We start from the raw sequence: 13,981 nt of genomic DNA on the forward strand, positions 1-13,981 counted from the left end.
GCTTGGCCCACTACCGGTTGAGCTCCTTCAGGGCGCGGGCGATCTCCCGGTCGGAGTCGCGGCGCGCCATGTCGGCCCGCTTGTCATAGAGTTTCTTGCCGCGCGCAAGGCCAATGGCCAGCTTCACGCGGTTTCGCTCGTCAAAATAGATCTCCAGCGGCACCAGCGCAAGGCCCTTCTGCCGGAGCTTGGCGTCCAGGTAGTCAATCTGGCGGCGATGCAGGAGCAGGCGGCGCTTGCGGTCCGGATCCACGTTCCACACGCCGCCGTTGGAGTAGGGGTGGATGTGCACGCCGTGCAGCCACGCCTCGCGGCCGCGGATGAGGCAGAAGGCGTCCGTGAGCTGGCAGGCGCGCTCGCGCAGGCTCTTCACCTCGGTGCCCGTGAGCTCGATGCCCGCCTCGAAGGTCTCGTCGATGAAGTACTCGTGGTGGGCGGAGCGGTTCTTGGCGATGGTCCTCTTGCCCGGCTTGGCCTGGCGCTCCGCCTTGGCCGCCTGGCGCAGCGCCTTACTCTTCGCCATCGGCGTCCCCCTCCGCGGCATCGCTCTCGCGAATGAGCTCGAGGAGGGCCTTTGCGGCCGCCTCGCCCACGAGGTCGCGCGCCCGCAGCGTGAGATTTGCCGCCACGTCGCGCGCGCCCGCGGCCGCCGCGTCGCTCGCGCACATGAGCAGGCACACGGCGATGTCCGCGTTGGCCCCGTCGGGAAGCCCCTCGGCGGCAAGCAGCGCCTCGACCTCGTCGTCGGAGACGAGCTCGGGGTCGCGCTCGGTCCCGGCGGCCTGGTCGAGCGCCGCCTCTACCGAGGAGTCGCGCACGTCCAGGGCGCGGGCCGCATGCAGGGCCGCGGCCGCGACGCGCGGCTTCTCGGAGGCCTGGAACCAGCCGGAGAAGTTCACGAAGGCGCGCGCGAGGTGGCGCGCGTCGCTCGCCCGCTCGAAGACGCTGTAGGTGAGCGCCAGGTACTCCTGCATGTCCCCCGCCACGCGATAGAGGTCGGCGAGGTTCAGGCGCGACCCGCAGTCCATGGGATTCCAGCGGATGGCGCTCTTGAGGGCCGACATCGCGGCGTCATAGTCTCCCGCCTGCACGCTGGCGAGGGCGAGGTCGCCGTAGAGGCGGTCGAGCGGCTCGCCCACGTCGCGCAGCTCGCGCGGGTCCTTCTCGACGCGTCGGTAGGCAAGGCGCTCGAAGAGCGTGGGGAAGCTGAACCACTGGACCTTGTCGGTGGTGGGGCAGTTCTTGTCGACGTACTCCTCGGCGTCCTCGGCAAGGCGGGCGAGAAGCTCGGCCGCCTGCTCGGGCTGGCCCTGGAGCATGAGGCCCTCGGCCCGCTCCAGCTCGTCCGTCATCTCTGTCTGGATCATCTGACCTCCTCGCGGCAGGGCGCCGCGCACGCATGCTAGGTGGTTAGTCTTCCCATTATCGCCCACCGCCAACGCGGGGATGCCGGGCGCTCTGCGGACGGTCCCCCTCCGGCGCGAGCACGAAGTCTATCTGCCCCCGCGCCACGTTGATGCCCGCGACCTCCACCGTCACGTCCCGGCCGAGCCGCCACACCTCACCCGACTCCTCACCGGTAAGCGTGAGGCGCGCCTCGTCATAGGAGAACCACTCCTCGCCGAGCGCGCGGACGGGAAGCAGCCCCTCGGCGCAGGTCTCGTCCAGGGTCACGAACACGCCGTAGCGCTCGCACCCGGACACCGTGCCGCGCGCCACCTCGCCCACGTGCCCGGCGTAGAGCTCGGCCATCTTAATCTTCTGCGAGGCGCGCTCCGCCGCGTCGGCCGCGCGCTCGCGCTCCGAGCACGACTGGCAGAGCTGCGGGAGCGCCGCCCCCTGCTCCCGCATCTCGGGCCCCTCGGCCCGCCCGGCGAGCAGCGCCTTGAGCGCCCGGTGGACGAGCACGTCGGGGTAGCGCCTGATCGGCGAGGTGAAGTGGCAGTATGCCGCCGCGCCGAGGGCGTAGTGCCCGTCGTTGTGGGGAAGGTAGACAGCCCTGCGCTGCGCCCTCAGCAGAAGCGCGCTCGCCGCCGCCTCGGCCTCGGTCCCCGCCGCGCGGCCAAGCACCTCCTGCAGCGCATGGGGCTCGCCGGCGAGCAGGCCGCCCGCGAGCGCGCCGTCGAGCAGGCCGAGCTCGCGCAGCGGCTGCACGCAGGCCTTGAGGTCATCCGGCGTGGGCGGCTCGTGCACGCGGAAGGCGGCCGGCATGTCCCTCTCGACGAGCATCCTGGCCACGCACTCGTTTGCCACGAGCATGGCCTCCTCGATGAGGCCGGTGGCGCGCGTGCGCCGCCGCACGGAGACGCCCGTGGGATGGCCCGCCTCGTCCAGGGTCACCTTGGCCTCGGTCGTGGAGAAGTCGATGGCGCCGCGCTCCTGCCGCACGAGCTCCCGCAGACCGCGCACCTCGTCGAGCGTGCCGAGAAGAACGGCGACGTCCGCCACGCGCTCCGGGGCGCAGGGCAGATCCCCCGGCTCGGCCCGGCCGGCGAGAAGCGCGTCGACCTCGTCGTAGGAGAGGCGTGCGGCGGACCTGATGGCAGACGCCATCGCCTTTGCGGACACGACCCTGCCCCGGCCATCCAGACGGGCGATGACGGACATGGCGAGGCGGTCCTCCCCGGGCCGCAGCGAGCACACGTCGTTGGAGAGGCGCTCCGGGAGCATCGGTATGACGCGGTCGGCAAGGTAGGCCGAGCACCCGCGGGCGCGCGCCTCGTTGTCCACCGGATCACCCGCGCGCACGTAGTGCGCGACGTCGGCAATGTGCACCCCGAGCTCGTAGCCGCCGTCGGGAAGGCGCCGAGCGCTCACCGCGTCGTCGAAGTCGCGCGCGTCGGCGGGGTCAACGGTCACGCAGAGCATCTCGCGCAGGTCACGGCGGCGGGGGTTGCCCGCGAGCTCCTCGTCCACGCGCGCCGCAATTCCACCGGCGGCCGCGAGGGCGGACGGGGGGAAGTCCCCGGGCAGCCCGAAGGAGGCGATCACCGACTCCATATTGAGGTCGAGCTCGCCCGCGGCTCCCACGCGGCGCTCGAGGGTCACCACGGCGGCGCTCTTTCGCGTGGGGTACTCGGTTATTCTCGCCATCACCACGTCGCCGGGCGCGACGCCAAGCCGCCCCGGGCTTGGGTCCTCCGGCACGACGAAGAAGTCGTGACCCAGGCGCGCGTCGAGCGGGACCACGGCGCCGAGCGGCCCGGCCTGCTCAAAGCGGCCGAGGAAGATCTCCGTCGCACGCGCCACCACCGAGCGGACGACGACGCGCGGGGCGCGGTTCTTGGCGCTCACGATGGCGACCTCGACCTCGTCCCCGTTCATCGCCTCGCGCTGACCGTGGCGCACGAGCTCGAAGGCGCCCTCCTGGGTCTCCACCCGCGCCGCGCCGGGGCGGGACACCACGAGCCGGCCCGTGAGCGTCTGGTGCCGCTCCCGGGGCCCGCCGGCACGCCCGCGCCGCCTGCTCCCATGATGCGCCCTCTTACGGCCCATACGCCCCCCTTCCCGTCACCCTCTCAATCCAGAATACCCAACATCAAAAACCCGGCGGTTAGGTCCCTAGGACCCAAACGCCGGGAGCCCCCGCCACTCGCGCAGAGGTTCCGCAAAGCGCACCTCTGCGCGAGGGGCGGGGGCTCCCCACCTAACGGTTGGCCGCCCTAGACCTTAAGGTAGCGTCCCATCGCGATGGCCGAACCAAACAGGCCGATCAGCACGCCGATGACCAGCAGGCTGGCGTACGTGAGATAGAGCGTCATCGGCGGGATCTCGAACGAGAGGAACGAGAGGTTCTCGGCGAGCGCGGGCAGCAGGGTATGGACGCCCGCCGCGAGCGCCGCGATGGCGAGCAGCGCGCCGAGGATGGCCTCGATCGTGCCCTCCATGATGAAGGGCCCGCGGATGAAGCCGTTGGAGGCGCCGACGAGGCGCATGATGCCGATCTCGCGGCGGCGAGCCGTGATGGCGAGGCGAATCGTGTTGTTGATGAACACGAACGCCACGAAGGTGAGCAGCGCCACGAGCGCGGCGGCGGCGATGCGGATGTAGACCGAGACGCTGAAGAGGCGCTCGACCGTCCCCTGGCCGTACTGGACGTCGCCCGAGGGGTTCTCGGGGTCGTCGCAGATGGAGGCGAACTCCGGGTCATCCATGATGCGCTCGGCCGTGGACTGGACCTGCGAGGGGTCCACCATCCTGATGACGAGCGAGGCGGGCAGCGGGTTCTCGCCGTCCAGCGCGGTCACCGCGTCGGCGGCGTTGCGGTTGGACATCGAGGTGCGGAACTCCTCGAGCGCCTGGTCCTTCGTCTTGTACTCGACGGACTCGACGTTGTCCCATCCCTCGATGGCCTCGCGGTACGCGTTGACGGCCGACTGGTCGGCCTCGTCGGAAATGAACGCCTGAATCGTGACCTGGTCCTCCACGCCGCCGAGCATGCTGTCAACGAGCACGGTGGCAACGACGAACAGGCCGATGATGAACAGGGACAGGAAGATGGTGACGACGGCGCCGAGCACCGTGGTCCAGTTGCGTCGGAAGTGGTGGCCGCACTCGCGCAGCGAGTAGCCGAAGTTAGAGGGCACCATAGTAGCCGTAGCCTCCCCTCTCCTGGTCGCGGACGATGTGGCCGGCCTCCAGCGCGATGACGCGCTTGCGCATGGAGTCGACCATCTCGCGGTCGTGGGTCGCCATGACGACGGTGGTGCCGGCGCGGTTGATGCGGTCGAGCAGCTTCATGATGCCGAGCGAGATCGCCGGGTCGAGGTTGCCGGTCGGCTCGTCGCAGACGAGCAGCGGCGGGCGGTTGACCATGGCGCGGGCAACGGACACGCGCTGCTGCTCGCCGCCGGAGAGCTGGTCGGGGAAGTGCTTCATGCGCTCGCCGAGGCCCACGAGGCGAAGCACCTCGGGAACCTGCGCGCGGATGACCGACTTGGGCTTGCCGATGCACTCGAGGGCGAAGGCGACGTTCTCATAGACCGTCTTGTCCGGGAGCAGCTTGAAGTCCTGGTAGACGGTACCGATCTGGCGACGGAGGTACGGGACCTTGCGGTTGCGCATCTTGGTGAGGTCCTGTCCGGCAACGATTACCTGGCCCTTGGAGGCGCGCAGCTCGCGCGTGATGAGGCGCAGGAGGGACGACTTGCCGGACCCCGAGTGGCCGACGATGAAGACGAACTCGCCGGGGTAGATGTCGAGGCTCACGTCGTCGAGGGCGGGCTTGTTGGGCTGGGCCGGGTAGATGAGTGTGACGTTTTTGAACGACACGGTGGGGGTGCCGGTGCGCGAGACCGCCGGGGCGTCGTCGCTCGCAAGGGGAGCGAACACGCTGGTGAACCCGGGCTGCTCAGTGGGGTCCGCGGGCTCGGCCGCGGTGACCACGTGAACGGCCTCGAGCGGCTGGCCGTCGGACTCGGGCGCCTCGGCGCCCTGCTCCTGGCTGATGCCGCCCGCCGCAAGGAAGGCGCCGGTATCCTCAGGAGACGCTGCCGTCGCCTGAGAAGCCTCGTCGGGAACGCTCACGAACTCGCGTGGCTCGTCCTCCGACCCCTGTCGCTCAGTGCTGCGAAAGTGACTGGCCACAGAAGCTCCTTTTCTTGTGCTCTTATGGACAAATACGCCCATAGTTTAACAAAGGGGCAGCTTGATGCCGAGATTCAACGAGAAGCCCCAACATAAAGCAGAACCTCCCCACACGCAGCGGGAGCGCCAAACCTGACAGTTTCCCCTGTCACCTTTGTCATGGCGTCCGCTCAGCCCTCGATCCTTCTGAAGCCCTCGCCAAAGACCTCGTGCACCTCGGAGATGATGACGATGGCCTCGGGGTCAATCTCGGCCACGAGCTGCTTGAGGCGCATGCTCTCGGAGCGGCCGAGCACGCAGAGCAGGACGGGTCGGCTGTTCCCGCTCCACACGCCGCGCGCCTGGAGCTCGGTACACCCGCGGTTGAGGGTGTAGAGGATCCTGTTTGCTATCTCGGCATGCTCGGTGGAGATGATGTAGGCGGCGCGGGCGCTGCGCGGGCCGTCCACGACGGCGTCGATGACCTTCCCGCAGATGAACATCGCCACCGCGGCGTAGAGCGCCTGCTCGACCGAGAAGACCGTGGCGGAGAAGGCGATGATGACGCCGTCCACGATGATGACGGCGGTCCCCATCGGCATGCCGGTCTTTCTCGCCAAAAGCTGGGAGACGATGTCGGTGCCCCCGGTGTTGCCGCCGGTGCGGAAGACCAGGCCGAGCCCAACGCCCGTGATGACCCCGCCCCACAGGGCGCAGAGGAGCAGGTCGCTCTCCCCGACGTGCGTCGGAAGGAAGGGGACGAGCGCGTCGGTGAGGACGCCGCACGCGATGATCCCCGCCACGGTGCGCACGATGTAGCCCTTGTCGCCCGAGCGGACGACGAGCGTCATCAGCAGCGCGTTCATGACGATGGTCTGCAGGCCGACGGGAAGGCGCACCCCAAGCGAGTCCGCGATGGCCGAGAAGACCGTCGCGAGGCCGGTCACCCCGCCCGCCGCGAGGCCGTGGGGAATCTCAAAGACGTCGACGCCTATGGCGAACACGAGTGACCCCGTGACGATAAGCGCCGCATCGTGCAGGGCCGTGCGCCACGGAACGCGGCTCACGAGGCCTGCTCCCCGCCGCCCACCACCCAGCGGTGATAGCCCACGACAAACGGGTCGAGGTCGCCGTCATCGAGCACGGACTCCACGTTGCCCGTCTCCACGCCGGTGCGAAGGTCCTTCACGAGCTGGTACGGGTAGAGCACGTAGCTTCTGATCTGGTTGCCAAAGCCGATGTCGCGCTTGGGACCGCGCAGCTCGTCGAGCTCCTCGGCGCGGCGGGCGAGCTCCATCTCGTAGAGGCGGCTCCTGAGCACGCTCATGGCAAACGCCTTGTTCTGGAGCTGGCTGCGCTCGTTCTGGCAGGTGACCACAATGCCCGTGGGGAGGTGGGTGATGCGCACCGCCGAGTCGGTGGTGTTGACGCCCTGGCCGCCGTGGCCGGACGCATGATAGACGTCGATGCGCAGGTCGTTCTGGTCAATCTCGACCTCGATGTCGTCCGGGAGGACGGGGAGCACCTCCACGCCGGCAAAGGTGGTCTGGCGGCGCTTCTTGGCGTCGGTGGGCGAGATGCGCACGAGGCGATGCACGCCCTGCTCGGCGCGAAGCATCCCGTAGGCGTTCTTCCCGCTCGCGGTAAACGTGGCGCGGTCGAGCCCGATGGCCTCGCCGGGCACCGCATCGTTGACGGTGACCTTCCAGCCGCGACGATCGCAGTAGCGCTGGTACATGCGGAAGAGCATCTCGCACCAGTCCTGCGCCTCGAGGCCGCCCTGGCCCGGCGTGATGGTCACGATGGCGTCGCCGTGGTCGAGCTCGTCGGTGAACCAGCTTGAGAGCTCGAGCTCCGAGAGGTCCTGCTCGAGGGAGGAGGCGAGCTCGGCGGACTCGGCGAGAAGGTCGTCATCGCCCGTCTCGTCGCCCAGCTCATAGGCCGCCACGGCGTCCTCGAGCTTCGCGCGCGCCGCCTCCATGCCGGAGACGTCGTCGCGCGCGGCGGAGAGCTGGCCCATGACCGAGCGCGCCTCGTCGGCGTCGTCCCAGAAGCCGGGCTCCGCGCTTCTCGCCTCGAGCTCGGCGATCTTGTTTCGCTTCTCGTCGAGACGCAGGTACCCCTCGACCTCCTCGAGCCTCGCGGCGAGAGCCTCGAAGTTCGACTTGGCGACGTCAGCCACTAGCGGTTCCTCCCGTGGCAGTTCTTGAACTTCTTGCCGCTGCCGCACGGGCAGGGGTCATTGCGGCCCACGCCCACATAGGGGTCGGGGTCGTCCGACTTGCGGTAGGTGCGCGCCTTGGACGCGCCCGCGGCGGGAGCGCCGGGACGCGAGGGCGCCGCGTGGCGCGGGGCCGCGACGCGGCGCTCGCCCTGGTCCCCATCGACCTCGCGCGGACCGGAGTACTGCGCCCCGCGGAGCTCCGCAGGCTCCTCATCGGTGGCCGTCGCCTGCGGGGCGGGCTGGCGCACCACGACCTCGATGCGTAGGATGGTGCGCAGGAAGTCCTCGTACATCGTGTTGACGAGCTCGGAGAAGGCGGCGTACGCCTCGCTCTTGTACTCGACGAGCGGGTCGCGCTGGCCAAAGCCGCGCAGGCCGATGCCCGTCTTGAGGTAGTCCATCTCCTGGAGGTAGGCCATCCAGCGCGTGTCGATCACGCGAAGCATGACCTGCGCCGAGAGCGCGTGCATCGCCTCGTCGCCGAGCCGCCTGGCCTTCTCGGCAAAGCACCCGTCGACGAACTCGTCAACGAGCTCGATGACCTCGCCCTCCCCCGCGCATCCGGACGCGTCGGGGACGTCCTTCCTGCCGGTGAGCTCGCCGAGCCACTTGGAAAGCCCCTCCAGGTCCCAGTCCTCGCGCTTCGCGCTTTCGGGGCAGTAGGTCGCGACCTCGCGCTGGACGGTGTCGTAGGTAACCTCGTCGATGCGCTCCATCAGGTCCTTGCCGTCGAGAATCTTGTTGCGCTCCTCGTAGATGACCTGACGCTGCGTGTTCATGACGTTGTCGTAGTCGAGGACGTTCTTGCGCATCGCAAAGTTGACTTCCTCGACCTTGCGCTGGGCGCTCTCGACGGCCTTGGTGACCATCTTCGCCTGGATCGGCATGTCGTCGGGCATGTCATAGCGCTGCATCATGGCGGAGATCTTGTCCATGCGATCGCCGCCAAAAAGACGCATGAGGTCATCCTCGAGCGAGAGGTAGAACTGCGTCTCGCCCGGGTCCCCCTGACGGCCGGAGCGGCCGCGCAGCTGGTTGTCGATGCGTCGGCTCTCGTGGCGCTCGGTGCCGATAACGCACAGGCCGCCCGCGGCGCGGACGTGCTCCTTCTCCACCTCGCAGCGCGCCTTGGCGGCCTCGAGGGCCTTCTCGCGCTCCTCTGCAATGGCGAGAAGAACCTCGCGCTCGACCTCGACTCCCTGCTTGGCGAGCCCCTCCACGGTCAGCCGACGCGGGTCGCCCGCTGCGAGGACCCGCTTCACGACGTCCCGCTCGACGCCGAAGTCGAGCGCCAGCACCGCCTCCTCCGCCAGCTCCTCGGCATTGCCGCCGAGCAGGATGTCGGTACCACGGCCGGCCATGTTCGTCGCGATGGTGACGGCGCCCTCGCGACCCGCCTGGGCGACAATCTGCGCCTCGCGCTCGTGATACTTGGCGTTGAGCACGTTGTGCTTGATTCCGCGCTTGTCGAGGATGCGGGAGAGCTTCTCGGAGTTCTCGATGGAGACCGTGCCCACAAGGCAGGGCTGCCCCTTCGCGTGACGCTCGGCGACGTCATCCGCGACGGCCCTGAACTTCGCCTCGACCGTACGGTAGACAAGGTCATCGTGGTCCTTACGGATGACCGGCTTGTTGGGCGGGATGACCTGGACGGGGATGTGGTAGACCTCGCGGAACTCCGCGTCCTCGGTCATGGCGGTGCCCGTCATGCCGGAGAGCTTCTCGTACATGAGGAAGTAGTTCTGGAGCGTGATGGTGGCGAGGGTCTGGTTCTCCTCGCGGACGATCACGCCTTCCTTGGCCTCGATGGCCTGGTGCAGGCCCTCGGAGTAGCGCCTGCCCTCCATGATGCGGCCCGTGAACTCATCGACGATCTTGACCTCGCCGTCCACGACCACATACTGCTGGTCGCGGTGGAACATGTACTCGGCCTTGAGCGCCTGCTGGAGGTGGTTGACGAGCTGGCCCGAGACGTCGGCGTAGATGTCCTCGACGCCGAGCGCCCGCTCGACCTTCTTGAGGCCGTCATCGGTCGTGGCGATGGTGTGCTTGGCCTCGTCCATCATGAAGTCGACGTCGGGGATGAGGCCGCGGACCGCGCGGGCAAAGTCCTTGTAGGTGCTCGCCGACTTGGTCCCCGCGCCGGAGATAATGAGCGGAGTGCGCGCCTCGTCGATGAGGATCGAGTCCGCCTCGTCGACGATGGCATAGTAGTGGCCGCGCTGGACCCTCATGCCGGGGCGCGTGACCATGTTGTCGCGAAGGTAGTCAAAGCCGAACTCGGAGTTCGTGCCGTAGGTGACGTCGGCGGCATAGGCAGGCTTCTTGAGGTTGAGGCGCATGCCGTTCTGCAGAAGGCCCACGCTCATGCCGAGGTAGCGATAGATCTGCCCCATCCACTCGCTGTCACGACGCGCAAGATAGTCGTTCACCGTCACGATGTGGACGCCCTTGCCGGGGATGGCGTTGAGGTAGCCCGCGAGCGTCGAGACGAGCGTCTTGCCCTCGCCCGTCTTCATCTCCGCGATGGTGCCGCGGTGCAGCGCGATGCCGCCGATGATCTGAACGTCAAAGTGCCTGAGGCCGGTCGTGCGCCGGGACGCCTCGCGAACCGCCGCAAAGGCCTCGGGGAGCAGGTCGTCGAGCGTCTCTCCCTGCTCGTAGCGCTCGCGGAAGGCCGCCGTGCATCCGCGCAGCTCCTCCTCGCTCATTGCCTCGAACCTGGGCTCCAGGTCATTGACGCGCCCCGTGATGCGCTCGAACTCCTTCAGCTCTCGGTCGGAGCCGATGGAGAGCAGCTTTGTGAGAAAGTTAGGCATGAGACTCCCTGCTAGTTCCGGGGGACAATCCCCCTCGCACACTCGCCTTCAACACTTTACTCGTCGGCATGTGGGCCGACGGCGACGGCAAGACCCTCTCACCAAATGCGCACCTCATGATGCGCAACTTCGCTCGTCAACAATCATCTCCACGTTGCCCGCACCGGCGGCGGGACGCCCGCCGCGGTCCTCTCCCATTCCGGCGACCCGCCTCAGCAGCCTCGATGGCGGTCGGTGCGCCGTCTGCATGAGCCGGCGGGCGTAGCGCTGGTACTGCCGGTCGGCCTCGACGTTTCTCCCGCTCGCCCGCAGGGCTCGCACCATGGACACGACGGCGTCCTCGCGCATGTCGTCCGACGAGAGCGCGTTCATCGCAAGCCGCGTGGCCGTGCGCTTCTTCCCCAGGCGCAGCGCCGCATCCGACCCCGCGACCATCGCGTCCCCGTACAGCCTCCTCAGCTCGTCGCGCATGGCCATGACGTAGCCCGTGGCATCAACCGGCGGAACGCAGAGATCGCCGGCATAGAGCCTCTCGGCGCGGCGCGCCATCGCAACGACCCTCGCGTCATCGCCGCTGTCAGACGCCTCCCGGGCGCAGGCCCTGAACTCGTCGACGTCGCAGCATACGAGCCCCATGTCCAAAGACACCGCCTTCGTCGCGCGGCTCAGAATGAACGGGTCGAGGTCCGCATCCACCCTCGCGATCGCCGCGCGCAGCGTGCTCGTCGCCTGATAGGCCCGGTTGAACCCCATTCCGTAGTCAGCGTCGGGCCACACCTGCTCAACGAGCTGGTAGCGCTTTGCCGTTGCCCCGCGCCGAAGGACAAGGTACTCCAGCATGGACTTCGCGTTCCTGTGTTCGAGCTGGCTGTCGGGAATTCTCTCGCCCCTCACCGTCACGGAGAACCCGCCCAGAAGCCGTATCTCAATCGGTGCGCCGTGCCCGCCCCGCCCGCCCCTGACGCCAGGTCCAAGAGCGACCTCCGATGGGCCGAGGCGGCCCGGAGCCTCCGCCTTCCACTGCGGCCGTGCGACTGTCAGGGCATGCCTCCACGAGAGGGGCATCATCTCGCCGAGGCGGGCGGAGAGCGCACCCATTCCCTCCCCGAGGACCAGAAGCAGCCAGACCGCATCGCGCGGAGGGTCAAGGCCCTCCTCCCCGTCAGAAAGCACCGCATCTTCCTCTGCGAGCATCGCCGCCCTCACGAGGGCGCATACCCGCCCCAGGTCATCATCGCGCGCGGGCTCTCGGCCACACCGCGGCGCCTCGCCAAGCAGGAATCGGGCGACCTCCCCGAGCAGCGAGGAGACGCGCGCCAGGTACTCCAGCCGCGCCCCGCTCGCAATCGCCGCCGCAAGCTCCGCGCGCACCGTCGCGCGCGCAAGCGCCCCGCGTCGCAGGTCTATCACCGTCCCGCCGACGAGCGACAGGACCTGCACGAGCCGGTCGCCCGCCCGCTCGGCGCGCGAGACAATCTGGTCGACCTCCGGATAGAACCCGTCATCGGACAGAATGACGGCCCTGACCACGTCAAGGCAGCTCACATAGCCCTCAAGGCCTGCCAGGCCCGGAGCGGACAGCACGTCGACCGCACGCTCCACCGCCCGAGCCCCCGTCGTCGACGGGTCACAGAGCAGAAGCCTCGCCATCTCGGCGTCAAGCGTCAGCAGCGCCTCGGACACGCCGCGCCCCATTCCCCCGCACGGGTTGGCAACGAGGAGCCTCGTCGCCGCCGAGAATCTCCCATCCACCAGAAGACCGCACACCTCACGATGAACGAGGAGGCGCCTCCCCAGAGCGTCGAGTCGCTCGAATGAGTCGACAAGGGGAGCGTCCTCTGCTCTCAGCACCCCTCTCGCATCCACGAGAAGGCGGAGGTCAAGAAGCTCGGTTGTCATCTCGTCGAGGGGCACGGGCCCAATCGAGGGGCGTGGTGCGAAGACCTCGCCCAACGCCCCTACCGCCCCGTCGAGGAGTCGCACGAACCCTTCGTGGAGATTGACGTCAGGGTATGGGACGAGCTCACACGCCGCGGACTTGACGGCCTCGACCGCGCCCGCATCGAGATATGACGGGGCATGAAGCAGGAGAAGCCCGCGCCTTTCCTGCGACCCCGGAAGATCGAACAGCTCGGCGGCGCGGCCAAACCTCCCATTCGAGTCAAGGAGCCCTATGGCAGCGTCACATACGTCGGGGAACAGGGAGCACGCCGCGCTCAGGTGCGACTGGCACAACCTCAAAAGGGAGTCGTCGATATCAAGCGGGCAGGAGAACGATCCTGTGGAGACGCCCACCTCAAACAGGGGCGCATTCGTCCTCAGGCCCTCAATGAGCTCATCGGAGGCGCATCCGGACACCTGGGTCAAATCACGAGTCGTGCCGTGCCCCAGAAGCAGCATCGCAAGCCTCAGCCGAAGCTCATCATCGCTCAGGGTAAGGCGGAGCGCCTTGCCCACCAGCTCCTGCAGGGACTCCAAATAAGGAGCGCACTTCAGCAGATCATAGCTCGGGTCTTCAGCGCCATCGGGAAGGGCGCGTACGAGTGCGGGGATGCCCCTCGTGTACCGGCGAAGCCGATAGGAAAGCGCGTCAGCCCCCATCTCGGGCCCCGTCCTCACCATCAGGTCGCAGGCGCTGACGCACGTGCACTCGGAAAGCGAGTCGAGCAGCTGGCTCGCCTCGGGGGCGAGCGAGAAGACCGTGTGCACGCCCGCCTCCCACATCCGCTTCAGCGCACGGGCCTGTCGCCGGACGCATGACTCATCAGACGGGGGAAGCTCGTCAAATGCGGCAATGCACTGCTCGGCGCGACGTGAGGACTCCCGGGCAACCCGCACCACAAGCTCGGAGGCAGACGCGGAATCACGCGAGGTGACGTCATGTCGTGAAACCCTGCAGCCGGCCTCCGCCGCCACGCGAAGGATGCTCGTGACGAGCGCCCTGCGACCCATCCCGGGCTCGGAGCAAATGCCAATCATGCGCGTTCTTTGCCCGTCACCAAACAGCATGCGGGCCAGGCGGTCAAGCTCCTCCTCAAGGTGCTCAGCGCGAGAAGACCCCGCCCAATCTTCTGGATTAGTTCTCTGTGATGCCATTGTGCCCTCCAGCTCGCCTCATAAAAGACATGCCAATTGACTAGCAAGCTGAAGATACCATTAAAGGCATTAGGAATAATCTATTATTTTGTGTTGATAAAAGAAAAAGTGGTAAGCAAATTGTCAGTGAACCGTCAGATTCATTCGCGGCAGGCTCAGTCGACGCAAAATGCCCCTTGTTGGTCAGCGACGTCCTGCTCTCCCACGGACTACTCCGCAGTACCATCGGCGCTCGGGGGCTTAACTTCCGGGTTCGGAATGGGACCGGGTGTGCCTC

General features: G+C 67.9%; 9 protein-coding genes and 1 rRNA gene. All 10 read right to left on the reverse strand.

All coding sequences use genetic code 11. The features are described 5' to 3' along the window. Positions 1 to 10 precede the first annotated feature (10 nt). Complete coding sequence (smpB, locus tag H6A23_RS08480; protein ID WP_204831758.1) at positions 11 to 523, reverse strand: SsrA-binding protein SmpB; 513 nt, start codon at positions 521 to 523, stop codon at positions 11 to 13. Further along, positions 510 to 1,367 (reverse strand): tetratricopeptide repeat protein, encoded by an 858-nt coding sequence (locus tag H6A23_RS08485; protein WP_204831759.1) that lies wholly within the window; start codon positions 1,365 to 1,367, stop codon positions 510 to 512. Before H6A23_RS08485 ends, smpB begins: the two co-directional genes overlap by 14 nt. Before the next feature lie 55 nt (positions 1,368 to 1,422). Then, complete coding sequence (locus H6A23_RS08490) at positions 1,423 to 3,495, reverse strand: ribonuclease R family protein (RefSeq protein WP_204831760.1); 2,073 nt, start codon at positions 3,493 to 3,495, stop codon at positions 1,423 to 1,425. A gap of 167 nt (positions 3,496 to 3,662) precedes the next feature. Next, positions 3,663 to 4,589 (reverse strand): permease-like cell division protein FtsX, encoded by a 927-nt coding sequence (gene ftsX / locus H6A23_RS08495; RefSeq protein WP_204831761.1) that lies wholly within the window; start codon positions 4,587 to 4,589, stop codon positions 3,663 to 3,665. Beyond that, positions 4,576 to 5,586 carry a cell division ATP-binding protein FtsE gene (gene ftsE / locus H6A23_RS08500; RefSeq protein WP_204831762.1) on the reverse strand — a complete coding sequence of 337 codons (1,011 nt, stop codon included), beginning with the start codon at positions 5,584 to 5,586 and terminating at the stop codon, positions 4,576 to 4,578. Before ftsE ends, ftsX begins: the two co-directional genes overlap by 14 nt. Positions 5,587 to 5,756: 170 nt before the next feature. Further along, entirely contained in the window at positions 5,757 to 6,632 is an 876-nt protein-coding gene (locus H6A23_RS08505) for a YitT family protein (RefSeq protein ID WP_204831763.1), read from the reverse strand. After that, positions 6,629 to 7,747: a peptide chain release factor 2 gene (gene prfB / locus H6A23_RS08510; RefSeq protein ID WP_204831764.1), complete on the reverse strand. Its 1,119-nt coding sequence runs from the start codon at positions 7,745 to 7,747 to the stop codon at positions 6,629 to 6,631. Before prfB ends, H6A23_RS08505 begins: the two co-directional genes overlap by 4 nt. Further along, positions 7,747 to 10,608 (reverse strand): preprotein translocase subunit SecA, encoded by a 2,862-nt coding sequence (gene secA / locus H6A23_RS08515; RefSeq protein WP_204831765.1) that lies wholly within the window; start codon positions 10,606 to 10,608, stop codon positions 7,747 to 7,749. The genes prfB and secA overlap by 1 nt, the downstream gene beginning before the upstream one ends. A 114-nt stretch (positions 10,609 to 10,722) precedes the next feature. After that, on the reverse strand, positions 10,723 to 13,317 hold the full coding sequence (locus H6A23_RS11725; protein ID WP_204831766.1) for an AfsR/SARP family transcriptional regulator: 2,595 nt from the start codon (positions 13,315 to 13,317) through the stop codon (positions 10,723 to 10,725). A 568-nt stretch (positions 13,318 to 13,885) separates the two neighbouring features. Next, positions 13,886 to 13,981: ribosomal RNA gene (rrf, locus tag H6A23_RS08525) — 5S ribosomal RNA — on the reverse strand; the annotation flags it as partial.

It is taken from the genome of Olsenella uli, from assembly GCF_016900775.1.
Classification (GTDB): domain Bacteria; phylum Actinomycetota; class Coriobacteriia; order Coriobacteriales; family Atopobiaceae; genus Thermophilibacter; species Thermophilibacter uli_A.

What these genes read in the sequence shown, in the direction of transcription:
- smpB (WP_204831758.1), bottom strand. Translation starts at nt 523, where the DNA reads ATGGCGAAGAGTAAGGCGCTGCGCCAGGCGGCCAAGGCGGAGCGCCAG.
- H6A23_RS08485 (WP_204831759.1), bottom strand. Translation starts at nt 1,367, where the DNA reads ATGATCCAGACAGAGATGACGGACGAGCTGGAGCGGGCCGAGGGCCTC.
- H6A23_RS08490 (WP_204831760.1), bottom strand. Translation starts at nt 3,495, where the DNA reads ATGGGCCGTAAGAGGGCGCATCATGGGAGCAGGCGGCGCGGGCGTGCC.
- ftsX (WP_204831761.1), bottom strand. Translation starts at nt 4,589, where the DNA reads ATGGTGCCCTCTAACTTCGGCTACTCGCTGCGCGAGTGCGGCCACCAC.
- secA (WP_204831765.1), bottom strand. Translation starts at nt 10,608, where the DNA reads ATGCCTAACTTTCTCACAAAGCTGCTCTCCATCGGCTCCGACCGAGAG.